This window comes from Marinobacter salsuginis (genome assembly GCF_009617755.1).
Taxonomy (GTDB): domain Bacteria; phylum Pseudomonadota; class Gammaproteobacteria; order Pseudomonadales; family Oleiphilaceae; genus Marinobacter; species Marinobacter salsuginis.
Genome location: NZ_BGZH01000004.1, coordinates 169,246 through 192,073, shown reverse-complemented (window position 1 = coordinate 192,073; position 22,828 = coordinate 169,246). Strand labels below are relative to the sequence as shown.

At 56.3% G+C, this 22,828-nt stretch carries 18 protein-coding genes and 5 tRNA genes; all 23 read left to right on the top strand.

Annotation, left to right across the window (positions count from 1 at the left end; translation table 11 throughout):
* Positions 1-309: 309 nt before the first annotated feature.
* The 23 genes from GJU83_RS17505 (at position 310) to rpsG (ending at position 22,818) form a co-directional block, all read left to right on the top strand.
* Positions 310-1,422: a hypothetical protein gene (locus GJU83_RS17505; protein WP_227514547.1), complete on the top strand. Its 1,113-nt coding sequence runs from the start codon at positions 310-312 to the stop codon at positions 1,420-1,422.
* A 10-nt stretch (positions 1,423-1,432) separates the two neighbouring features.
* Positions 1,433-2,512, top strand: coding sequence for a hypothetical protein (locus GJU83_RS17500; RefSeq protein WP_153634817.1), 1,080 nt, complete (start codon positions 1,433-1,435; stop codon positions 2,510-2,512).
* Positions 2,509-3,057: a hypothetical protein gene (locus tag GJU83_RS17495; protein WP_069184027.1), complete on the top strand. Its 549-nt coding sequence runs from the start codon at positions 2,509-2,511 to the stop codon at positions 3,055-3,057. Before GJU83_RS17500 ends, GJU83_RS17495 begins: the two co-directional genes overlap by 4 nt.
* A 20-nt stretch (positions 3,058-3,077) precedes the next feature.
* Positions 3,078-5,480 (top strand): DUF6160 family protein, encoded by a 2,403-nt coding sequence (locus tag GJU83_RS17490; RefSeq protein WP_153634820.1) that lies wholly within the window; start codon positions 3,078-3,080, stop codon positions 5,478-5,480.
* Between the two features lie 102 nt (positions 5,481-5,582).
* Entirely contained in the window at positions 5,583-6,548 is a 966-nt protein-coding gene (locus GJU83_RS17485; protein ID WP_069184026.1) for a biotin--[acetyl-CoA-carboxylase] ligase, read from the top strand.
* Entirely contained in the window at positions 6,545-7,279 is a 735-nt protein-coding gene (locus GJU83_RS17480) for a type III pantothenate kinase (protein WP_153634816.1), read from the top strand. The genes GJU83_RS17485 and GJU83_RS17480 overlap by 4 nt, the downstream gene beginning before the upstream one ends.
* Positions 7,276-7,944, top strand: coding sequence for a hypothetical protein (locus GJU83_RS17475; RefSeq protein ID WP_069184024.1), 669 nt, complete (start codon positions 7,276-7,278; stop codon positions 7,942-7,944). Before GJU83_RS17480 ends, GJU83_RS17475 begins: the two co-directional genes overlap by 4 nt.
* A gap of 31 nt (positions 7,945-7,975) precedes the next feature.
* Positions 7,976-8,051 (top strand) — tRNA-Thr (locus GJU83_RS17470).
* A gap of 39 nt (positions 8,052-8,090) precedes the next feature.
* Positions 8,091-8,175: transfer RNA gene (locus GJU83_RS17465), tRNA-Tyr, on the top strand.
* An 11-nt stretch (positions 8,176-8,186) separates the two neighbouring features.
* Positions 8,187-8,261, top strand: a tRNA-Gly gene (locus GJU83_RS17460).
* A gap of 14 nt (positions 8,262-8,275) precedes the next feature.
* A tRNA-Thr gene (locus GJU83_RS17455) sits at positions 8,276-8,351 on the top strand.
* Between the two features lie 51 nt (positions 8,352-8,402).
* Positions 8,403-9,599: an elongation factor Tu gene (gene tuf, locus GJU83_RS17450; protein ID WP_136629937.1), complete on the top strand. Its 1,197-nt coding sequence runs from the start codon at positions 8,403-8,405 to the stop codon at positions 9,597-9,599.
* A gap of 37 nt (positions 9,600-9,636) precedes the next feature.
* Positions 9,637-9,712, top strand: a tRNA-Trp gene (locus GJU83_RS17445).
* 33 nt (positions 9,713-9,745) lie between these two features.
* Positions 9,746-10,114, top strand: coding sequence for a preprotein translocase subunit SecE (secE, locus tag GJU83_RS17440; RefSeq protein ID WP_064228582.1), 369 nt, complete (start codon positions 9,746-9,748; stop codon positions 10,112-10,114).
* Positions 10,115-10,126: 12 nt separating this feature from the next.
* On the top strand, positions 10,127-10,660 hold the full coding sequence (gene nusG, locus GJU83_RS17435; RefSeq protein WP_069184020.1) for a transcription termination/antitermination protein NusG: 534 nt from the start codon (positions 10,127-10,129) through the stop codon (positions 10,658-10,660).
* Positions 10,661-10,778: 118 nt separating this feature from the next.
* Positions 10,779-11,210, top strand: a complete 432-nt coding sequence (gene rplK, locus GJU83_RS17430) for a 50S ribosomal protein L11 (protein ID WP_008174831.1) — start codon at positions 10,779-10,781, stop codon at positions 11,208-11,210.
* Between the two features lies 1 nt (position 11,211).
* Entirely contained in the window at positions 11,212-11,910 is a 699-nt protein-coding gene (rplA, locus tag GJU83_RS17425; protein WP_153634815.1) for a 50S ribosomal protein L1, read from the top strand.
* 220 nt (positions 11,911-12,130) lie between these two features.
* Entirely contained in the window at positions 12,131-12,661 is a 531-nt protein-coding gene (rplJ, locus tag GJU83_RS17420) for a 50S ribosomal protein L10 (protein ID WP_064228578.1), read from the top strand.
* 40 nt (positions 12,662-12,701) lie between these two features.
* A complete protein-coding gene (gene rplL / locus GJU83_RS17415) occupies positions 12,702-13,079 on the top strand; it encodes a 50S ribosomal protein L7/L12 (RefSeq protein WP_069184021.1) in 378 nt (125 codons plus the stop codon).
* A 241-nt stretch (positions 13,080-13,320) separates the two neighbouring features.
* Positions 13,321-17,400 carry a DNA-directed RNA polymerase subunit beta gene (gene rpoB / locus GJU83_RS17410; protein ID WP_069184023.1) on the top strand — a complete coding sequence of 1,360 codons (4,080 nt, stop codon included), beginning with the start codon at positions 13,321-13,323 and terminating at the stop codon, positions 17,398-17,400.
* Positions 17,401-17,476: 76 nt separating this feature from the next.
* Positions 17,477-21,691, top strand: coding sequence for a DNA-directed RNA polymerase subunit beta' (rpoC, locus tag GJU83_RS17405; RefSeq protein WP_069184022.1), 4,215 nt, complete (start codon positions 17,477-17,479; stop codon positions 21,689-21,691).
* 167 nt (positions 21,692-21,858) lie between these two features.
* Positions 21,859-22,233, top strand: a complete 375-nt coding sequence (gene rpsL / locus GJU83_RS17400) for a 30S ribosomal protein S12 (protein WP_008174844.1) — start codon at positions 21,859-21,861, stop codon at positions 22,231-22,233.
* Positions 22,234-22,347: 114 nt separating this feature from the next.
* A complete protein-coding gene (rpsG, locus tag GJU83_RS17395) occupies positions 22,348-22,818 on the top strand; it encodes a 30S ribosomal protein S7 (RefSeq protein ID WP_008174847.1) in 471 nt (156 codons plus the stop codon).
* Positions 22,819-22,828: the final 10 nt, after the last annotated feature.

Below are 22,828 nucleotides of genomic sequence, written 5' to 3'. Positions count from 1 at the left end.
TAAAACCCCAGCATCTTCGATGCTGGGGTTTTTTATTGCCTGAAATCTGAGAAATCCCAAAATCATGACGCCGCGCACAGTGACAACGTGTAACCAGCGTTAAACTTCTGTAAAAGAACTGGCGAAAACAACACCAAAAACCGAAGCCAGCCTCAGAGACGCTCATCAGTCATCTTTTAATCAGCCGCCAACAATAAGAAGCGGCAGCGGTGAGATGTGACTATGAGTAAAACAATTTCCTCGCTTCTCCTCCTGCCTTTACTGGCCTCGGGGGTCAATGCCGATTTGCGCCCGATTTCGGACCAACAGATGTCTGAAGTTACAGGGCAGGCTTTTATATCGGTTGATCGCCAGTACCATCCTGATGCCAACGACAATACCGCCTATACCCGGGTCAATCTTGGAATGGATATTGAAATCCAGACCAACGTAGATGTCCTGGAAATGGGTCGTTACGACCGGGAAGGTGAAAAGCCGGGCACCTCGGACGTCTATATTGAAGATTTTGCCCTTGGTTATATCAATAATCAGGCCTATTTTGACGCGAATCCCGAAGCCCCCAGGCAGCGAAAGGCTAACGGCAGTGCTTATGGCGAGGGTGAGATAGTCCCTTTCCACATCCAGAATCCCTTCCTGGAATTCGCCTTTGATGAAGACACCGATGAAGTGGTCGGCTTTCGGCTTGGTTTCGGAGAATCCATGGGCGTTCTCTCAGGGAAGATCGAAACCCTGACCGGCAATGTGAATGTGGATATCATTGATCGAGGTGAGGGGCTCTCAGAGGCAAATTCCTCCGGGAATCTGTTTGATCAACTGATTGTTCTCCTGACGCCACTCCTTGAGGGTGGTAGTCCGCTCTCCACCAAAGCCGAGCTGGTTTATGGTGCGGAGGGTGATCCAAACATTGGCGAGCTGGATCCCATAAGAGCCGAATACATTGGCATTCCGAACGGTGAGCGATTCGTGCTTGAAGGCGCCAGTGGATTTACCCGTTGGTCGGTACAGAACCTGATCGGCTGGGGATCGAGCTCCCGGATTGAAGTTCCTGACTGTTCCTTTTTCAGCTGTTCCGGCGGTGACATTTATGTCTATGCCCAGGATTGCCTTGTCCTGGGGATCGACTCCTGCTTCGACCTGGATATCTATAACAGCTTCCCCGTAGGCGAAGTCGGTGAGGTGAACGGCGAGAGGCGAATCACTGGCCCGGCTGATGGCGCCTTCATTTCCTTCCAGACCAAGGATCTGGACTGGTTGAAAGATGTAAAGAAAACAGACTTCACGCCCGAGGATTTCATCAGGGCAACCTCGGGTGCATTCTTCAATATCCCAAACGGAGCGACTGAGGTGAATCTCAACGAGGCGCTCTATGGCACCCAGCGTTACCGTACCGAGTACATCGACCGCGGCAAAGGCCTGTTCTGAGGAGCGCTTTATGACATGGTTCAGTTCCAGACAGCTTCTTGTTTCCGTATTTCCTCTTCTTACAGTTTGGAGCGTACTGGTCATGCCTGGTTATGCCGAGGCAGAGCTTCAGGGCCTCTCGGAAACGGAAATGGCTGGAATTGACGGTGCTGGTATCGGCCTGGTCTTGGAGAATTTTAAATTTTCCCACGGAACAGACGAGCCGGATGCATCGGGTGAGCAGGCACGCATTTTTCGGATCGGAGGCATCAAGAGCACTGATGGTCGTGATGTCGATATAACGGTGAACCACCTCTATATCTCCGGCGCCAATAGCAACTATGGCCAGGCCTTGGGTCCGGTGAACCTTGGGCGGCTTCTTAATCCCTGGCGAATCGATGTTGTAGATGGCAACGAAATCGGCATCGCCAACAAGGCGGTTCTGGAGTTTGCGGCCAGTTCCAGGGTTTCTGCCGGCCAGGGCTACGATTGCATGGATTCCAGTGCCGGTTTAGGCAGCGGCACCTGTTCCAGTCGCCCGGCCACTGTGGATTACATTGGGGAACGTGCGGATATTGGTATGCAGATGAACGTCGCGGTGGGTGACGACCGGTCTGCCAACATCAATATTCACGCCAAGAGCGCTGTTATCGACGGCAGTTATCTGCGTCTCTGGGGGGACGATGATCGGCGCCAAATGGTTGGACAGTTCAAGCTCAATTTTTATTCTCCGGAATTGTCGATAAACGCCTGCGCACAGGATGGCTCCAGCTGTGGCTCACGAATTCTGATGAGTAATTTTGCGCTTGAGCTTGCGATTGGTAATCAGCTTCAGCCGGTGTTCTTCGATGTTGATGGTAGTGGAAACTTTGTGGTGGAGGTGGCCGCGATTCGGCGTCCTCAACCGGGCGAGATCGGTGCGGACGGCCTGAGAAGTAGCAGCGATGCTGAAGCCTGGGATTTCTACGAGTCCTATTACACCAATCCGGAATTCCGCAGCAATCTGAAGATCGGGAATTTCAGTGTTGGCGACCGTGATTTTGGCTCAGCCCGAGTCCAGGGCATGCTCATACAGCATCTGAATATAAAAACGAGGGATCTGAGCCAATGAAAGCCATCCTGTGCAGAACGTCTCTAGCCCTCGCTATTTTGCTGCTTGCTCCGCCGACCCTCGCGGAGCTCTCCCGACTTGGTGATGAAGCCCTTTCAGACATCTCGGGCCAGGGCGGGATCTATCTGTCCGGCGACATCAGTATCAACGAGATGGGTGGTCCCGTTGAGAACAGCTATTTCGGACGCTGTGACGATGCCGACAAAAAGTGCGGTGCCCGCTTTGCCTACCGCCTTAAAGAAAATGGCGGTTGGATGGTCCTTGATGATATTCGCGGTAATTTCGCGTTTGAGGGGCTGACACTGCGGGTCCGCACCGTTGATTCCGGGTTCGGGGGTGATGGAGAGCAGTTCAACCGGGATGTTCTGGAACTGGGTTTGCCAAACACCGTCCGGTTCAATGACGTCCAATTCAAGATCTCCGCCAGCAGTACAGCGCGGCCAACCGACCCGGGGTTTCAACAGACCGACATATTCTCAGTGGATATGCGAGGAGAAGTTGTCATGGAAGGCAACCTGCTCGTGTTTCCTGCCGGTAATCCGTAATGGGCAAGAGGTTGATGATTATGTGGGCTCCGGACAGTAGCAGGCCATTTACCTCGACGGCTATCGGGCTGGCGTGCCTGATCAACGCCTCCTGGGTGTTTGCCGATATGAAAAGCCTCGACGACACCGCGTTGGCGAATATCAGCGGTCAGAGTGGCTTGACCATGGAGCTGGACCTTGCCTTGACAGCAGATCGTTTGTCCTACTATGACGATGACAAAGGCATCCATCTGGAAGGCTTCCGGGTTGGTTCAGCCATCGATTCGGCAGGTCAGGCGTTTCATCTGGTTCGGATCGACATCGAGGACGACGCGTCCCTGAATCTTGATTACCTGGTCGAGGATCGGAGAGTGGAGTTTGGAGATATCCGCCTCGCCGGGGCGCCGGGAGTCAGTATGGGTGGCGTCTTTTTCGACCATACCCTGGAGGGATATCTGAACATCAGCCAGGGTGGTTCCGTTGGCGGGGCCGGCTACACGTTCGACTCGGCCTACACCATGACCGGCGGCCGCCTGGGTTATCGCACCAACGGTAATGAAGTGTTCCTCGATGATATCACCATGAACGTGGAGGCCCTGGGGGTAACGCTGGACGTCGTCGGCGACACCCTGGCCCTGGATGCGCCGAGGATTGTTGGTAACTGGGAGGTTGGCGCAATCCGTTACAGCAATAACCCCCTGAATCATGGCGTATCCGTGGATTCTGGCTCGGGTCAACTGCTACCCAGTTTCGGTAGCCTGAGCGGTAGCTACGATCTTTCGTCCAGCACCGGCATTACCGCCGGCGGGCGCTCCGGGGAAGGCCTCCGCATCGATAACGAGACGGTTATTCACTTGGCGACCTTCCTCTATATGGATGACGGTAAGGCTCTGGCCCTCAGGGACATCACCGGAAGCTATCGAATCAACGACCTCAGGCTTGATGTGACAACCGACTGGAGGAATCGTCCGGCCCTTGCCCTGACCCTTGGCTCCCTGGACGGGCAGTTTAATATCGGTGCCATTGAGGTTGGCGGCAGTGGGAGAAGCATCGGAGAGGTGAACGTCAGCTTTCTGCTTGAGGACCAGGTGTTCAATGGACGCAACTATTCCAATGCGGTCTATCTCCAGGGCGGTGGTCATCCGGATGCCGGCCCCCAGGGCTTGCGGCTCGCCACGGAATGGAGCTTGCGGCTTGCCGATTTCAGCTACACGGAAGACGGGAACAGGGTGATCTTCAGCGGCCTTCAGTCGTGGGGGCAGGGTGATGTTACGGTTAACGTGACTCGCAATGAGATGATCAATGGCACCCAGTTTTTCGATGGCCTGCGCATTGGGTTTGAGAATGTCCGGGCTGGGTACCGGATCAACGGTCTGCGGGTGGGCAGTGAGGATGCGCCCTTGCAGGGTGGCACGGAGCTGCTGCTGGCGCTGGGCTTTTATCCGGCCTATGAGTTTGAATTGGATGGCCATATGACGCTTGGCGCCGGTGGTGCCTCGGGTGAGGGTATTACCATCAACTCGGATGTCCGGATTCGTGATGGCAAGGCCGCCATTATCGCGGTGCCCTACGATCAGGGTAACGGCGAGGTTCCGCAGAAGGGGCTCTGGATCACCGAGCTGGATTATGACTCCCACGTTCGGGGCATGACAGTAGACGTCACGCAGGAGGGGCTTGCGATTGTCAAAGGCGAAGCCTGGAGCACCATGGACATCGGTAACCTGAGGATTGGTGACAAGGAATCAGGCCGGAGTTTTGGGCGATTCGTGGTCCAGAAACATGAAACCGGGAGCAGTATGACGATCATGCCGGGAGGCGCCGGTGATGTCTGCGCCGGTGGCGTTGGTGACAGTCCATCGTCCTGTGCCAGCTCTGGAGGTGTCTGGGAAGCCCGGGGTGAGGAAGGGCTGACTGTGCGCCTGAAGCAGGTGTTTGCAAAGGCCGCCGGTGAGGACCGAAAAAACGCGCTGACCTGGGAAACCAACCGGGAAACCAATGGCGTTGGCGAAGCGGTGAATGGAACGGGCACGCGTCTGGTTCTGAACGATATCCATACCAGCGATGGCGGTGACTTCGATGGTGACGGCGTGGAAGACAATTCGTTTGGCCTGCGCACCGACCTTTCCGTGGATGTCTACCAGACCCGGGTCGTCAAAAAGACGGACGGTCCTGACGCTCTGGGCGTGGTTGGCAACCGGGCTGACGAGAAAATCATGGATGGCGCATCAGCTTCGGGTTATCGCTATGTGGCCAATCCGACCCTGCAGGAAGCCGAAAATCGCCCGCTGGGTTTTGCCGTGAAAGCGAGAAGTCAGTTCAAGGAGCTCTCCATCAATAATATTGATCTGGTCCACCCCGTTGGCGGCGCACAAACCGCGGTATACGGTGTGAAAATGCAGAACTTCGATATCAAGGCGAACCTCACCGCGACACCGATTCCCTGATCTGTCGGCAGCCAATTCGCAAAGGCAGGCTGCCGACTTTGTCTTTTTCCTTCCCCTGGTGTTTAATCCGGCCTTACCCACTCTCATGGCTGGATGCGTGTAATGAAATCCAAGGCACTTATAGAGCTGCTCAGTGACGGACAGGTCCATTCGGGAGCTGCGTTGGCCGAAAAACTCGGGGTCAGTCGCACGGCAATCTGGAAACAGATCCGTCGCGCAATGGACGAAGGTGCGGATATTGCCACGATCCGTGGGCGCGGCTACCAACTGGTGTCCCGGGTCGACTTGCTCGACCCTGCGGCAGTGCTTGATGGAATTGCCTCGGGCCGGGAAGAGGAACTGGCGCTGACCGTGCTTGATGAAGTGGATTCGACCAATGCCGAAGTGATCCGACAGATCACGGCCGGTACCCGGGGTATTCCGGTGGTCATGGCCGACTGCCAGACCTCCGGGCGCGGGCGACGTGGACGTGTGTGGCAGAGCCCTCGGGGTGAAAACCTGTATCTGAGCATGGGCCTGACGTTTCACGGTGGTTTCGGGGTACTGGACGGATTGAGTCTCGTACTGGGGGTTGCGGTGGCCAATGCCCTGGAGCGACTGGGAGTGCCCGAGGTGGGGCTCAAATGGCCGAACGATATTTTTCTGCCCGACGGAAAGCTTGGCGGCATTCTCGTGGAGCTGCAGGGCGAACTCGAAGAGGGCGTTGTGCAAGTGATTGCCGGCATTGGTCTGAACGTTCACATGTCCCGGGCCGAGGGTGTCGATCAGCCCTGGAGCAGTCTTGCCAGGGTATGCCCGAACGTCGACTGGTCGCGGAATCAGATTGCCGGCGCCATTATCGATGCGGTTCTGGATGCGGTGCCCCTGTTTTCGGATGTCGGTTTCGCGGATTTCCGCGAGCCCTGGCAGCGAAGGGATATCTTTATGGGGAAGCCGCTTCAGGCTCGGGGTGGTGATGTTGAAGGCGTCGGCTGTGGTATCGATGACGCCGGAAACTACCAGATACGGACCCAAACCGGGACTGTTCCGGTACGCGCAGGGGAAATCAGTCTGCGAGTGGTGTCATGAAGCTTTTTATTGATGCAGGCAATACCCGGTTGAAGTGGTGTCTGGATGACCGGGATTGCATTCTGGCAACAGGCACCGGATCACTGGAAGATGAGAACCCTTTGAGCTCAGCAGGAGAGCTCATAAGGCAGGTAAGGGGTGTTGCCATATCCACCGTTGCTTCCGAAGAAAGGCGCACTCATCTGATGGATTCACTTGCAAAGCTCTGTTCGGCGCCGGTGAAGTTCTACTGGTCCGAGCAGTCCCGTAACGGACTTGTAAACGCCTACCAGGATGTATCGAGAATGGGGGCAGATCGTTGGCACGCAATGTATGGCGCCTGGCTCGATCACAAGCAGGGCTTCGTGGTGGTGGATGCCGGCAGTGCGGTTACCATCGACTATGTGGATACGAGTGGCCAGCATCTCGGTGGGTATATCCTTCCGGGGTTGCAAATGATGCTGCGGAGTCTCAGGACGGACGCGGCGCGAATCTGGTTCGACCCTGATCAGGGATTGGCGACAGACCCGGGACGGAATACCGGGGAATGCGTGAACCATGGTCTTGCCTGGCTTTCCGGTGCCATGATCGAGCGTGTTATCACTGACGCCCAAAAGCACGGGCTGTCTGATCTGTTGGTGACTGGCGGTGATGCGAATCGCCTGCTTGGCCTTGGGCTGCCTGGTACCCATCGGCCCGACCTGGTGTTGAGCGGCCTGCGTGCGATTCATGCCGAGGACTCGTCAGAATGAGGTGGTTGGCACTGGTGCTGGTGCTGGTCAGTATTGGCATCTATTACCTGCCAGACTTCGTCGGTCCATCCGGCGGAATGGCCAAAGTTGCCAGTGGTAGCTTGCCGCGGGTGGCCAGCCTGAAGTCTCCGGATCCTCGTAATGATGCGGTGGCGATACCGTCAGGGCGCTATGACTCGTCTTGTGTGCGCCTTGGATGGATCGAAACCGCGGAGCGTGCGCGAAGGCTAGTGGCCAAGCAGCCCCTTGCCGAGGAAGCCGGCTTCAAGGTCGAGGAAGTCGAGCGAGAGTTGCCGCCCTTGCACTGGGTCCTCATCCCGCCCCAACCTGAAGCCGTGGCGTTGCGCCAATTCCGTGACATTCAGCGCCAGGGGATTGATTCCTATCTGGTCACCGAGGGCGAGAACCGCAATGCGATCTCCCTGGGGCTATTCGAGTCCAGGGAATCTGCAATATCCGTGCTGGAAGAAAAAAAACGTCAGAATCTTAATGCGGTACTGGTCAACTTCCCCCGAAATCAGATAAGCTACGCGCTCTCTTTTGAGGCGGAACCGGAACTCGCTGAAGAACTGGTTCAGGCGGTGAAAGCGGATTACGGCAGCAATTTCGATTTCGTTGAAATCAGGCCTTGTGAAGGTGTTGCAACGCCAGAAAAAAATCCGTAGTATACCGCCCTCGCTGACGAGGCGAATGTGAGCTGGCGTAGCTCAGTTGGTAGAGCAGCTGACTTGTAATCAGCAGGTCGGGGGTTCGATTCCGTCCGCCAGCTCCACTTTAAGTTTTGACGGATTTGCGTAAGCAGGTCCGACTCGGAGGGGTTCCCGAGTGGCCAAAGGGATCAGACTGTAAATCTGACGGCATCGCCTTCGCAGGTTCGAATCCTGCCCCCTCCACCACTAAATTGCTCGCGGGCATCGTATAGTGGCTATTACCTCAGCCTTCCAAGCTGATGACGCGGGTTCGATTCCCGCTGCCCGCTCCAATTTGTTTTGTAATGCTCATGTAGCTCAGTTGGTAGAGCACACCCTTGGTAAGGGTGAGGTCGGCGGTTCAAATCCGCCCATGAGCTCCATTATTTATCCGGTCAACGTCACGATCCTGGTTGATTAGGGAGATTGGTCAAATGTCTAAGTCTAAGTTTGAACGTAATAAGCCGCACTTGAACGTGGGCACCATTGGTCACGTTGACCATGGTAAGACCACTCTGACCGCAGCGCTGACTCGTGTATGTCACGAAGTGTTCGGTACCGGTGAGAGTCGTGCCTTTGACCAGATCGATAACGCACCGGAAGAGCGTGCGCGTGGTATCACCATCGCCACCTCCCACGTTGAGTACGATTCACCGACCCGTCACTACGCTCACGTAGACTGCCCGGGCCACGCTGACTATGTTAAGAACATGATCACTGGTGCGGCTCAGATGGACGGCGCGATCCTGGTTTGCTCCGCAGCTGACGGCCCCATGCCGCAGACTCGTGAGCACATCCTGCTGTCTCGTCAGGTTGGCGTACCTTACATCGTTGTGTTCCTGAACAAAGCGGACATGGTAGACGATGAAGAACTGCTCGAGCTGGTCGAAATGGAAGTTCGTGATCTGCTGAGCCAGTACGACTTCCCGGGCGACGACACTCCGATCATCACTGGTTCCGCGCTGATGGCGCTGGAAGGCAAGGATGACAACGAGATGGGTACTACCGCTGTCAAGAAGCTGGTAGAAGCTCTGGATGACTACATCCCTGAGCCGGAGCGTGCGATTGATCAGCCGTTCCTGATGCCAATCGAGGACGTCTTCTCCATCTCCGGTCGTGGTACTGTTGTAACAGGCCGTGTTGAGCGTGGCATCCTGAAGACCGGTGATGAAGTTGAGATCGTTGGTATTCGTGATACCCAGAAGACCACCTGCACCGGTGTTGAGATGTTCCGCAAGCTGCTGGACGAAGGCCGTGCTGGTGAGAACATTGGTGCGCTGCTGCGTGGTACCAAGCGTGACGACGTTGAGCGTGGTCAGGTTCTGGCGGTTCCGGGTTCCATCACTCCGCACACCAAGTTCGAGTGCGAAGTGTATGTACTGTCCAAAGAAGAAGGTGGTCGTCATACCCCGTTCTTCAAGGGCTACCGTCCGCAGTTCTACTTCCGTACTACCGACGTAACCGGTTCTTGCGAACTGCCGGAAGGTGTGGAAATGGTTATGCCGGGTGACAACGTCAAGATGAGTGTTACCCTGATTGCTCCGATCGCCATGGAAGATGGCCTGCGCTTCGCGATTCGTGAAGGCGGCCGTACCGTTGGTGCCGGTGTAGTCTCCAAGATCATCGAGTAATTGACTCGAGAGTAAGTGCGCTGAGTTGTTTCGGTGCAGGCCAGTAGCTCAATTGGCAGAGCAGCGGTCTCCAAAACCGCAGGTTGGGGGTTCGATTCCCTCCTGGCCTGCCATTTTTTAACATCCGGATACATAAGTTGATTCCTATGGAGTCAAAAGCCGTTCAGTCAGCCAGCCGTTTCGATTTCCTGAAGTGGCTGGTTGTTTTCGTTCTGATCGCCATCGGTGTGGTGGGGAATCAGTATTTTAGTGCCGAGTCTCTGCTGTATCGGGTTCTGGCTCTTGTAGGTCTCGCCATTGTGGCGGCGCTTGTTGCCCTCCAGACCGACCGCGGTCGTCGTTTCGCGACGCTGCTGAAGGAAGCGAGAGTAGAGATCCGGAAAGTGGTATGGCCCACCAGGCCCGAGCTCGTGCAGACGACAGCGATTGTTGTGGTGTTTGTGCTGGTTGTGGCGCTTTTGTTGTGGGGTATGGACTCGCTGATCAGCTGGCTGGTCGCCGGGTTTATCGGTTAACAGGAGTGGGCAATGGCTAAGCGCTGGTACGTCGTTCATGCGTATTCTGGCTTCGAAAAGCAGGTAATGCGCACTCTCAAGGAGCGCGTTGCGCTGCACGAGATGGAAGACCGTTTCGGCGAAATCCTGGTTCCGACCGAGGAAGTCGTTGAGATGCGAGAGGGAAAGAAGCGCAAGAGTGAGCGCAAGTTCTATCCCGGGTACGTACTGGTCCAGATGGAAATGGACGACGCGACGTGGCACCTTGTAAAGAATACTCCGCGCGTCCTTGGCTTCATTGGTGGTACCAAGGATAAGCCTGCGCCAATCACCGAAAAGGAAGCGGAAGCAATCCTGCGTCGGGTAGAGAGTGGCGCTGACAAGCCCAAGCCGAAGACTCTATTCGAGCCGGGTGAGATTGTTCGTGTTATTGAAGGGCCGTTTGCGGACTTCAATGGCGTGGTTGAAGAAGTTGACTACGACAAGAGTCGAGTCAAAGTTGCTGTTCTGATTTTCGGGCGTTCAACTCCGGTAGAGTTGGAGTTTGGGCAGGTCGAGAAGGACTGACCGGCAACGAGGAATCTGAAAGCTCGCGCGCTCAAGCGACGCGGGCTTTTTGTGTCTGCTCTTGGCAGTTGTAATAACCGGGGAGCCGAAAGGCGTTTGAACCCATAGGAGATCTATCATGGCAAAGAAAATTGAAGCGTACATCAAGCTTCAGGTTGCTGCCGGTAAGGCCAACCCGAGTCCCCCCGTTGGTCCTGCACTGGGTCAGCGCGGCGTAAACATCATGGAATTCTGTAAGGCGTTCAACGCCCAGACCCAGGACATGGAGCCTGGTCTGCCGATTCCAACTGTGATCACCGTCTACAGTGATCGTAGCTTTACCTTTATTACCAAGACCCCGCCTGCACCGGTTCTTCTTTTGAAGGCTGCTGGTATCAAGAGCGGCTCTGGTCGTCCGAACACCGAGAAAGTCGGTACCGTGACCCGCGAGCAGCTTGAAGAGATCGCCAAGACCAAAGAGCCGGATCTGACTGCTGCCGATATGGACGCAGCGGTGCGTACCATTGCAGGAACCGCCCGCAGCATGGGCCTGAACGTGGAGGGCCTGTAACATGGCAAAGCTGAGCAAGCGTCAGAAGCTTATTCGTGAAAAGGTAGACTCTACTCGCTCTTACTCGGTTGACGAGGCAGTTGCACTGCTGGTCGAACTGGGCCAGAACGTGAAATTCAAAGAGTCTGTCGACGTGGCCGTCAACCTGGGCGTTGACGCGCGTAAATCCGATCAGGTTGTCCGTAGCAGCACCGTGCTGCCGCACGGTACCGGCAAAACCGTTCGTGTTGCTGTGTTCACCCAGGGCGCCAATGCCGAAAAAGCAACCGCTGCTGGTGCAGACGTTGTCGGTATGGACGATCTGGCGGATGAAGTGAAAAAAGGCAACATGGATTTCGACGTGGTTATCGCCACTCCGGATGCCATGCGTGTTGTTGGTCAGCTGGGCCAGATCCTTGGTCCCCGTGGCCTGATGCCGAACCCGAAGGTCGGCACCGTGACCCCTGACGTTGAGACCGCGGTCAAAAACGCCAAGGCTGGTCAGGTTCGTTACCGTACCGACAAAAACGGCATTATCCACGCTCCGCTGGGTAACGTTGAATTCTCTGCCCAGAACATCAAGGAAAACCTTGAGGCTCTGGTGGCAGATCTGAAAAAGGCCAAGCCCTCGTCGGCGAAAGGTGTGTATCTCAAGAAGATCACCATGTCCTCGACTATGGGTCCTGGCCTGACTATCGATCAGAGCGGTCTCGCTATTTGATTCTTTGATCGATGGTTGCTTTGTAGTCTGGGCGGAAGCCAAGGCTGTCAAAGACCGCAGGCCCCCGAGACCCTCTGCATGCAGAGGGTCACAAGGGTTAAAGCAACGCCTGCGCAGACGGTGTGAAGACGTTCTCTCTGAACCCAAACACCGTTAGGAGCCCCGCGAGGGGTATATGTGGGTTTGCCGGGAAGACCCGGCGAAATCGAGGAGAAATCCAGTGGCAATTAGACTCGAAGACAAGAAAGCGATCGTCGCTGAAGTCAACGAGACTGCCGGTGGTGCTCTGTCTGTGGTTATGGCTGACTACCGTGGTGTTACCTCTGGTGACATGACGGCGCTTCGTGCCAAGGCTCGTGCCGAAAACGTGCGTCTGAAGGTTGTTCGTAACAACCTCGCCAAGATCGCGATTCGTGGTACCGAGTTCGAGTGCATCGACGAAGCCCTGGTTGGTCCGACCATTCTGGCATTCTCTATGGAAGATCCGGGCGCGGCAGCGCGTCTGCTGAAGGATTTTGCCAAAGAGAAAGAAGCGTTCGAGATTAAAGGCCTGGCCGTCGGCGGAGAGCTGATGGGTGCAGACCAGATCGACCGTCTTGCCAAGCTGCCAACACGTCACGAAGCGCTGACAATGCTGGCCGCTGTAACACAGGCACCGATCACCAAGCTGGCACGGACACTGAACGAAGTTCCTTCGAAAGTGACTCGTGCTGTAGCGGCAGTTCGCGACCAGAAGCAAGAAGCTGCTTGATTCTGTTGAACACCATTTTTTATATTTTTGGGAGAAAGTCATGGCTCTGTCTAACGAAGACATTTTGAACGCAATTGCTGAAATGAGCGTAATGGACGTTGTTGCGCTGGTTGAAGCAATGGAAGAAAAATTCGGTGTATCCGCCGCTGCAGCCGTTGCCGCTGCTCCGGCCGCTGCTGGTGGTGGCGAAGCCGCTGCTGAAGAGCAGACCGAGTTTGACGTTGTACTTACCGGTCCTGGTGAGAAGAAAGTAAACGTAATCAAGGCCGTTCGTGAACTGACCGGCCTGGGTCTGAAAGAAGCTAAGGAAATGGTCGACAGCGCTCCTTCCGTTATCAAGGAAGGCGCTAGCAAAGACGACGCTGAAGAAGCCAAGAAGAAGCTTGAGGAAGCAGGCGCTTCTGTTGAGCTCAAGTAAGAGTCGGCTGTTGATCGAAACCGTGCAATAAGCATGGACAGGCTGGTGGCTTTGGGCCACCGGCCTTTTTCTGTTGTATATGCTATAGAGTCTGGTGAGCAATTGCAGGTTGATGTCAGATCTATAACCTACAGCCAGAGTCTTGTTCAAGACGGCGCGACAAGCCGAGCAATTCGGCCCCGAAGCAGAACATTGGTTGCTTCTTGATACCAGGTATCAGGTCTAAAGCTGGGGAATGCAGATGACTTACTCCTACACTGAGAAAAAGCGGATTCGCAAAGATTTTAGTAAATTGCCTTCCGTGATGGACGTCCCCTATTTGCTGTCTATTCAGCTGGATTCGTTCCGGGACTTCCTCCAAATGGAAGCCGCTCCTGAAGACCGCCGGGAAACCGGTCTTCACGCAGCATTCAAATCCGTATTCCCGATTGTCAGTTACTCTGGCAATGCCGCGCTCGAATACGTCAGTTATCGTATTGGCGAGCCGGTTTTTGATGTCAAGGAATGCCAGCTTAGGGGCGTAACCTATGCAGCGCCGCTGCGGGTGAAGGTCCGCCTTATCATTTACGATAAGGAATCGTCCAACAAGGCGATCAAGGACATTAAAGAGCAGGAAGTCTACATGGGCGAAATGCCCCTGATGACCGAGAACGGTACCTTCGTTATCAATGGTACCGAGCGTGTTATTGTTTCCCAGCTCCACCGTTCACCGGGTGTGTTCTTCGATCACGACAAGGGCAAGACCCATTCCTCAGGCAAGCTTCTGTACTCGGCTCGGGTGATTCCTTACCGTGGTTCCTGGCTGGACTTCGAGTTCGACCCGAAGGACTCCGTGTTCGTTCGTATCGACCGTCGCCGTAAGCTGCCGGCGTCGATACTGCTTCGTGCCCTGGGCTATACCTCCGAGCAGATGCTCGATATGTTCTTCGAAACCAGTAAGTTCAGCCTGGGCGCGGAAGTGTGCAAGCTGGAGCTGGTGCCGAGCCGTCTGCGTGGTGACATTGCGACCTTCGATATCAAAGACAATGACGGCAACGTGATTGTTGAGGAAGGCCGCCGGATTACTGCTCGCCACATCAAGCAGTTGGAAAAAGCCGGTATCAACGAGCTCGAGGTGCCAACCGAGTACCTGTACGGCCGCGTACTGGCCAAAGACATGATCGATCAGGCTTCTGGGGAAGTGCTGGTTGAGTGTAACTCCGAGCTGACCGAAGAGCTGGTTACCAAGATCCTCGACGCTGGCGTGAAGGAAATCGAAACCCTTTACACCAACGACCTGGACTGCGGACCGTTCATGTCCGATACCCTGCGTATCGATCCGACCCGTACGCCGCTGGAAGCGCTGGTTGAGATCTACCGTATGATGCGCCCCGGTGAGCCGCCCACCAAGGAGTCGGCTGAGAACCTGTTCAACAACCTGTTCTTCTCCGAAGAGCGCTACGATCTGTCTGCGGTTGGCCGGATGAAGCTCAACCGTCGTCTGCGCCGTGAAGAGAGTACAGGTGAAGGTACGCTGACCCACGAAGACATCATCGATGTTCTGAAGACTCTGATCGATATCCGTAACGGCCAAGGCAATGTCGACGACATCGACAACCTGGGTAACCGTCGTGTTCGCTGTGTTGGCGAAATGGCCGAAAACCAGTTCCGTGTCGGGCTGGTGCGCGTTGAGCGCGCGGTTCGTGAGCGCCTGAGCCTTGCTGAAAGTGAAGGCCTGATGCCGCAGGATCTGATTAACGCCAAGCCGGTGGCTGCCGCGGTTAAAGAATTCTTCGGTTCAAGCCAGCTGTCCCAGTTCATGGACCAGAACAACCCGCTCTCCGAGGTCACGCACAAGCGTCGTATCTCTGCGTTGGGCCCTGGCGGTCTGACTCGTGAGCGTGCAGGCTTTGAGGTTCGTGACGTACACCCGACCCACTACGGTCGCGTATGCCCGATCGAGACACCGGAAGGTCCGAACATCGGTCTGATCAACTCGCTGGCGACTTATGCGCGGTCCAACTCCTACGGTTTCCTCGAGAGCCCGTATCGGAAGGTCGAAAACGGCGTGGTCACCGATGAAGTGGTTTACCTGTCCGCTATCGAGGAGAGCAACTACGTCATCGCCCAGGCCAGTGCTGCCATGGACGAGAAGACCAAGCGACTGACCGACGAGCTGGTTACTGTTCGCCATCAGAACGAATTTACCGTTACTCCGCCGGAGAGCGTTAACTTCATGGATGTATCTCCGCGCCAGGTAGTATCCGTCGCGGCATCCCTGATCCCGTTCCTGGAGCATGACGACGCCAACCGGGCACTGATGGGTGCGAACATGCAGCGCCAGGCAGTTCCGACCCTGCGTTCCCAGGTGCCTCTGGTAGGTACCGGTGTAGAGCGTACGGTAGCGCAGGACTCCGGTGTCTGTGTCACGGCCCGTCGTGGCGGTGTGATTGAGAGTGTCGACGCGGCCCGTATCGTGGTTCGTGTCAACAATGAGGAAACCGAAGCGGGTGACGCAGGTGTGGATATCTACAACCTGACCAAGTACACCCGTTCAAACCAGAACACCTGTATCAACCAGCGTTCCATCGTGCGTCAGGGTGACGTGATTGCCCGTGGTGACGTGCTGGCCGACGGTCCATCCGTGGATCTGGGTGAACTGGCCCTGGGGCAGAACATGCGTATCGCGTTCATGCCCTGGAACGGTTACAACTTTGAGGACTCCATCCTCATCTCCGAGAAAGTGGTGCAGGAAGATCGCTTGACCACCATCCACATTCAGGAGCTGACCTGTGTGGCTCGAGACACCAAGCTGGGTAGCGAAGAAATCACCGCGGATATTCCGAACGTCGGTGAAAGTGCGCTGTCCAAGCTCGATGAGTCCGGGATTGTTTACATTGGTGCTGAAGTGGGCCCCGGTGACATTCTGGTAGGTAAGGTAACACCGAAAGGTGAAACCCAGCTGACACCGGAAGAGAAACTGCTGCGTGCCATCTTCGGTGAGAAGGCGTCTGATGTGAAGGACACCTCCTCCCGTGTGCCGACAGGTACCCGCGGCACCGTTATCGACGTGCAGGTCTTTACCCGCGACGGTATCGAGAAGGATCAGCGTGCCCAGTCCATCGAGAAAGAGCAGTTGGACCAGTACCGCAAGGATCTGAAGGACGAGTACCGGATTGTCGAAGGTGCCACATTCGAGCGTCTGATGAGTGCTCTGAAAGGGCAGGAAGTGATCAGTGGGCCGGGCCTGAAAAAGGGCGCCACCCTGGAAGAGAGCTACCTGGCCGAGCTGCCGCGTTCCGACTGGTTCAAGCTCCGGATGAAAGACGAGGGTTTGAACGAACTGCTGGAGAAATCCGAGCAGGGTCTGGAAGACCGCAAGAAGGAGCACGAAGCGCGCTTTGACGACAAGAAAGGCAAGCTTCAGCAGGGCGATGATCTCGCACCGGGCGTACTGAAAATCGTCAAGGTATACCTGGCTATCAAGCGTCGTATCCAGCCGGGTGACAAGATGGCCGGCCGTCACGGTAACAAGGGTGTTATTTCCTCGGTTATGCCGATCGAAGATATGCCTTATGACGAGCACGGCAACACGGTTGACGTGGTTCTGAACCCGCTGGGTGTACCCTCGCGGATGAACGTAGGTCAGGTGCTTGAGACTCACCTGGGCGCGGCAGCGAAGGGTCTGGGTGAGCGAATTAGCCAGATGCTGGACGAGCAGCGCAAGGTAGCTGAATTACGCAAGCTGCTGGATGAGATCTACAATCACTCAGACGAAGTGTTCAAGGTGGATCTGGATTCCCTGTCCGACAAGGAAATCCTGGAGATGTGCCACAACCTTCGGGGCGGCGTGCCCATGGCAACGCCGGTATTTGACGGCGCCAAGGAAGCCGAGGTCAAGCGTATGCTTGAGCTGGCGGGTATGAGCACAACGGGGCAGACCAAGCTTTATGATGGTCGCACCGGTGATGCGTTCGACCGCCCGGTGACGGTTGGCTACATGTACATCCTGAAGCTGAACCACCTGATCGACGACAAGATGCACGCTCGTTCCACCGGTTCTTACAGCCTGGTTACCCAGCAGCCGCTGGGTGGTAAGGCGCAGTTCGGTGGCCAGCGCTTCGGTGAGATGGAAGTGTGGGCCCTTGAGGCCTACGGCGCAGCTTACACGCTGCAGGAAATGCTCACCGTCAAGTCTGATGACGTGAACGGTCGGACCAAGATGTACAAGAACATTGTCGATGGCGATCATCGGATGGAGCCGGGCATGCCCGAATCCTTCAACGTTCTTGTCAAGGAAATCCGCTCGCTGGGTATCGACATCGAGCTGGAATCCGAGTGAGCCGAATTGTTTTTGGCAGCGTGAGCGGGCACGCGAAGTGCCCGCCCGAGATTAACGCCATCCGGAGCTTTTACTGATGAAAGATTTGCTGAATCTTCTCAAGAGCCAGAACCAAAGCAAGGAATTCGACGCCATCCGCATTGGCCTGGCGTCGCCTGACATGATTCGTTCCTGGTCCTTTGGCGAAGTGAAGAAGCCTGAGACCATTAACTACCGTACCTTCAAGCCGGAGCGCGACGGTCTTTTCTGTGCCAAGATCTTCGGCCCGATCAAGGACTACGAGTGCCTGTGCGGTAAGTACAAGCGCCTCAAGCACCGCGGCGTCATCTGCGAGAAGTGTGGTGTTGAGGTTGCACTGGCCAGCGTGCGTCGTGAGCGCATGGGTCATATCGAGTTGGCCAGCCCGGTCGCCCACATCTGGTTCCTGAAGTCACTGCCGTCCCGCATTGGCCTGATGCTGGACATGACCCTGCGTGATATCGAGCGGGTCCTGTACTTCGAATCCTTTATCGTGATCGATCCGGGGATGACCACCCTGGAGAAAGGGCAGTTGCTGAACGACGAGCAGTATTACGAAGCCCTGGAAGAATTCGGTGACGAGTTCGACGCCCGCATGGGTGCCGAAGCGGTCAAGGAACTCCTCGAAGGTATCGACCTGCAGGAAGAGGTTGATGCCCTGCGTGAGGAAATCCCGCAGACCAACTCCGAAACCAAGATCAAGAAGTTCAGCAAGCGTCTGAAGATTCTTGAGGCGTTCCTGTACTCCGGTAACAAGCCCGGCGACATGGTTATGACCGTGCTGCCGGTTCTGCCGCCGGATCTGCGTCCGCTGGTACCGCTGGACGGTGGCCGCTTCGCGACCTCTGATCTGAACGATCTTTACCGTCGGGTGATCAACCGGAACAACCGTCTCAAGCGCCTGCTGGAACTGAACGCGCCGGACATCATCGTGCGCAACGAGAAGCGGATGCTTCAGGAAGCGGTTGATGCGCTGCTGGACAACGGTCGTCGTGGCCGCGCCATCACCGGCACTAACAAGCGCCCGCTGAAGTCCCTGGCCGACATGATCAAGGGTAAGCAGGGTCGTTTCCGTCAGAACCTGCTGGGTAAACGTGTGGACTACTCCGGTCGTTCGGTGATCGTGGTAGGTCCCTACCTGCGCCTGCACCAGTGTGGTCTGCCCAAGAAGATGGCTCTGGAACTGTTCAAGCCGTTTATCTTCTCCAAGCTCGAGCACCGTGGCCTGGCGACCACCATCAAGGCCGCCAAGAAGATGGTTGAGCGTGAGGAAGGCGTGGTCTGGGATATCCTGGACGAAGTCATCCGTGAGCACCCCATCATGCTGAACCGTGCGCCGACCCTGCACCGTCTGGGTATCCAGGCGTTCGAGCCGGTTCTGATCGAAGGTAAGGCCATCCAGTTGCACCCGCTGGTGTGTGCTGCCTACAACGCCGACTTTGACGGTGACCAGATGGCGGTGCACGTACCGCTGACCCTGGAAGCCCAGCTCGAAGCCCGTGCGTTGATGATGTCCACCAACAACGTACTGTCGCCGGCTAACGGCGAGCCGATCATCGTGCCGTCCCAGGACGTGGTACTCGGGCTGTACTACATGACCCGTGAGCGCAAGAGCGCCCTGGGCGAGGGTATGGTGTTTGCCGACGTCAAAGAGGCGCATCGTGCCTACGGCGCTGGCAAGGTCGACCTTCAGGCGATCGTCAAGGTTCGTGTGAAGGAAGTGGCGATTGCTGAAGATGGCTCTCGCACCGAAGAATACAAGATTGTTGATACCACGGTTGGTCGGGCGCTGTTGTTCGATATCGTGCCGGATGGCCTGTCCTACGAGCTGATCAACAAGCCGATGGTCAAGAAGGCGATCTCCAACCTGATCAACACCTGCTATCGCGATGCGGGTCTGAAAGACACCGTCATTTTCGCGGATCAGCTGATGTACATGGGTTATCACTACGCCACCGTTTCCGGCATCTCGATCGGTTTCAACGATTTCGAGATTCCGCCGGAGAAGTACGAGCTGGTAGACGCCGCCTCTGCAGAGGTGAAGGACATCGAGACCCAGTACGCGTCCGGTCTTCTGACCCAGGGCGAGAAGTACAACAAGGTGATCGATATCTGGTCCCGGGCCAACGACAAGGTCTCCAAGGCCATGATGGAGCGTTTGTCCAAGGAGCAGGTGATTGGTCCGGACGGCCAGCCGGTGAAAGGTGAGGACGGCGAGGATCTCATGCAGGAGTCGTTCAACTCCGTGTACATGATGGCGGACTCCGGTGCCCGGGGTTCCGCTGCCCAGATCCGTCAGCTTTCTGGTATGCGTGGCCTGATGGCCAAGCCGGACGGCTCCATCATTGAGACGCCGATTACCGCGAACTTCCGTGAAGGTCTGAACGTACTGCAGTACTTCATTTCCACGCACGGTGCCCGTAAGGGTCTGGCGGATACCGCCCTGAAGACCGCCAACTCCGGTTACCTGACCCGTCGTCTGGTCGACGTGTCCCAGGATCTGGTGGTTACCGAGCCTGACTGTGGCACCGATGAAGGTCTGCTGATGACGCCGCACATCGAGGGTGGCGACGTTGTTGTGCCCCTGGGTGACCGGGTTCTGGGTCGAGTGACCGCGCGTGACGTGTTTACACCGACCGACAAGGACAATGCTGTTGTGCCTGCCGGTACCCTGCTCGACGAGAAAACCGTCGAGATGGTGGAGCGCGCTGGTGTTGACGAAATCTGGGTTCGCTCTGCTATTACCTGTGAGACCCGCCACGGCATCTGTTCCAAGTGCTATGGCCGCGATCTGGCCCGTGGCCATGAGGTCAACGTGGGTGAGGCCGTTGGTGTTATCGCAGCTCAGTCCATCGGTGAGCCGGGTACCCAGCTGACCATGCGGACCTTCCACATCGGTGGTGCCGCGAGCCGGGCTTCCGCTGTAGATAACATCCAGGTCAAGCACGGCGGTACCGTGCGCCTGCACAACCTGAAGTCCATCGAGAAGATCGATGGCTCCCTGGTGGTGGTTTCCCGTTCTTCTGCCCTGGCCATTGCGGACGAGCAGGGTCGTGAGCGCGAGTGGTATAAGCTGCCGTACGGCGCTGTGCTCTCCGTGAAGAATGGCGATCAGGTAGAGGCCGGTGTTGTAGTTGCCAAGTGGGACCCGCATACGCACCCGATCATCGCGGAAGCCAAGGGTACAGCCAAGTTCGTCAACATGGAGGAGGGCATCACTGTCCGTACCCAGGCGGACGAGCTCACCGGTCTGTCCACTATGGAGGTTATTGACTCCAAAGAACGTCCAGCCGCTGGTAAGGACATTCGTCCGGCCATCCAACTGGTGGACGACAAGGGCGAAGAGGTTGAGCTGCCGGGCGGCGGCACGGCGATCTTCTTCCTGCCGGCGAACGCCTTGGTCACCATGGCCAACGGCGCCAATGTCGAGCTGGGTGATGTGGTAGCCCGGATCCCGCAGGAAAGCTCCAAGACCCGGGATATCACCGGTGGTCTTCCGCGGGTTGCCGACCTGTTCGAAGCCCGTCGTCCGAAGGAATCGTCCATTCTTGCTGAAATCAGCGGCGTGGTGTCCTTCGGCAAGGAAACCAAGGGCAAGAAGCGCCTGGTGATCACGCCGAAAGACGGCGACGCTTACGAAGTGCTGATTCCGAAGCACCGTCAGCTCAACGTCTTCGAAGGTGAAACGGTTGAGAAGGGCGAGGTGATTTCTGACGGCCCGTCCAACCCGCACGACATTCTGCGTCTGCTGGGTGTGGTCGAGCTGGCCAAGTACATCACCAACGAGATCCAGGACGTTTACCGTCTGCAGGGCGTTGTCATCAACGATAAACACATCGAGGTTATCGTTCGACAGATGCTGCGCAAGGTCGAAATCACCGATCCGGGTGATACGACCCTGCTTTCCGGTGATCAGGTGGAAATCACCCAGGTGCTGGAAGAGAACGAGAAGGCCGATGCAGCCGACAAAGAACCGGCACGGTTCGAGCGTCTGTTGCTGGGTATCACCAAGGCTTCCCTGGCCACCGAGTCGTTCATTTCTGCGGCTTCGTTCCAGGAAACCACCCGGGTGCTCACCGAAGGTGCGGTTACCGGTAAGCGTGATTACCTGCGCGGCCTGAAGGAAAACGTTGTGGTTGGTCGACTGATTCCGGCCGGTACCGGTCTGGCATACCACAACGAGCGTCGTCGCAAGCGCGATCTGGAAGAGCAGGGCGTGACTGCGGCCGACGTGGAAGAAGCTCTGAGTGCCGAGCTCAACCGCGAAAGCTGAGTTGGGCCGGCGCACTGCCTCCGGGTAGTTACCTACCCGGGAGGTGGTCAAAAAGAGACCAGTCATCTTGACTGTCCGGGGGCGCAGGCTTACACTTGCGTCCCTTAAATTTTACCCCCTGCACAGGGGGTAAGTTTCATTGATATGGTTTTTTGGAGTTTGCTTACATGGCAACGATTAATCAGTTGGTGCGTAAGCCTCGTAAGCGCAAGGTAGCCAAGAGCGACGTTCCTGCTCTCCAGGCCTGCCCTCAGCGCCGTGGTGTGTGCACTCGTGTATACACCACAACGCCGAAGAAGCCGAACTCAGCACTGCGTAAAGTGTGCCGTGTTCGTCTGACCAACGGCTACGAGGTTTCCTCATACATTGGTGGTGAAGGTCACAACCTTCAGGAGCACAGTGTTGTGCTGATCCGTGGTGGTCGAGTAAAAGACCTTCCGGGTGTGCGCTATCACACTGTTCGCGGAACGCTGGACACCCAGGGTGTGCAGAACCGTAAGCAGGGCCGCTCCAAGTACGGTGCAAAACGACCCAAGTCCTGATGTCCCGAGCGGGTGTCTTTTATCGTTGCTTGTCAGAACGGTAAGAGTAAGGCTGAGTAGCATTTGCTATCTCAGGGGTTCCTGAAGACCTTTTAGATATATAAGGGCTTATCGATGCCTAGAAGAAGAGTTGCAGCTAAACGGGAAATTATCCCGGATCCGAAATTCGGCAGTGCACGTCTTGCCAAGTTCATCAACCACGTGATGGAAAGTGGCAAGAAGTCTACCGCAGAGCGCATTGTTTACGGCGCTCTGGATATTGTTGCCGAGAAATCCAAGGAAGAGCCGATCGACATGTTCGAGAAGGCCCTGGAGAACATCCAGCCGATGGTTGAGGTTAAGTCCCGTCGTGTGGGTGGTGCTACTTACCAGGTGCCTGTCGAAGTACGGCCTTCCCGTCAGAACGCGCTGGCCATGCGCTGGCTCGTCGAATATTCACGGAAGCGCGGTGAGAAGTCCATGGCTCAGCGTCTGGCTGGTGAAATCCTGGACGCCGCTGACAGCAAAGGCTCCGCTGTTAAGAAGCGTGAAGATGTTCACCGCATGGCAGAAGCCAACAAGGCGTTCTCTCACTTCCGTTTCTAATCAGCCGAGG

What these genes read in the sequence shown, in the direction of transcription:
- nusG (WP_069184020.1), top strand. Translation starts at nt 10,127, where the DNA reads ATGGCTAAGCGCTGGTACGTCGTTCATGCGTATTCTGGCTTCGAAAAG.
- GJU83_RS17490 (WP_153634820.1), top strand. Translation starts at nt 3,078, where the DNA reads ATGTGGGCTCCGGACAGTAGCAGGCCATTTACCTCGACGGCTATCGGG.
- rpoB (WP_069184023.1), top strand. Translation starts at nt 13,321, where the DNA reads ATGACTTACTCCTACACTGAGAAAAAGCGGATTCGCAAAGATTTTAGT.
- rplA (WP_153634815.1), top strand. Translation starts at nt 11,212, where the DNA reads ATGGCAAAGCTGAGCAAGCGTCAGAAGCTTATTCGTGAAAAGGTAGAC.
- GJU83_RS17485 (WP_069184026.1), top strand. Translation starts at nt 5,583, where the DNA reads ATGAAATCCAAGGCACTTATAGAGCTGCTCAGTGACGGACAGGTCCAT.
- GJU83_RS17505 (WP_227514547.1), top strand. Translation starts at nt 310, where the DNA reads ATGTCTGAAGTTACAGGGCAGGCTTTTATATCGGTTGATCGCCAGTAC.
- GJU83_RS17480 (WP_153634816.1), top strand. Translation starts at nt 6,545, where the DNA reads ATGAAGCTTTTTATTGATGCAGGCAATACCCGGTTGAAGTGGTGTCTG.
- secE (WP_064228582.1), top strand. Translation starts at nt 9,746, where the DNA reads ATGGAGTCAAAAGCCGTTCAGTCAGCCAGCCGTTTCGATTTCCTGAAG.
- rpoC (WP_069184022.1), top strand. Translation starts at nt 17,477, where the DNA reads ATGAAAGATTTGCTGAATCTTCTCAAGAGCCAGAACCAAAGCAAGGAA.
- GJU83_RS17500 (WP_153634817.1), top strand. Translation starts at nt 1,433, where the DNA reads ATGACATGGTTCAGTTCCAGACAGCTTCTTGTTTCCGTATTTCCTCTT.
- tuf (WP_136629937.1), top strand. Translation starts at nt 8,403, where the DNA reads ATGTCTAAGTCTAAGTTTGAACGTAATAAGCCGCACTTGAACGTGGGC.
- rpsG (WP_008174847.1), top strand. Translation starts at nt 22,348, where the DNA reads ATGCCTAGAAGAAGAGTTGCAGCTAAACGGGAAATTATCCCGGATCCG.
- GJU83_RS17475 (WP_069184024.1), top strand. Translation starts at nt 7,276, where the DNA reads ATGAGGTGGTTGGCACTGGTGCTGGTGCTGGTCAGTATTGGCATCTAT.
- GJU83_RS17495 (WP_069184027.1), top strand. Translation starts at nt 2,509, where the DNA reads ATGAAAGCCATCCTGTGCAGAACGTCTCTAGCCCTCGCTATTTTGCTG.
- rplK (WP_008174831.1), top strand. Translation starts at nt 10,779, where the DNA reads ATGGCAAAGAAAATTGAAGCGTACATCAAGCTTCAGGTTGCTGCCGGT.
- rpsL (WP_008174844.1), top strand. Translation starts at nt 21,859, where the DNA reads ATGGCAACGATTAATCAGTTGGTGCGTAAGCCTCGTAAGCGCAAGGTA.
- rplL (WP_069184021.1), top strand. Translation starts at nt 12,702, where the DNA reads ATGGCTCTGTCTAACGAAGACATTTTGAACGCAATTGCTGAAATGAGC.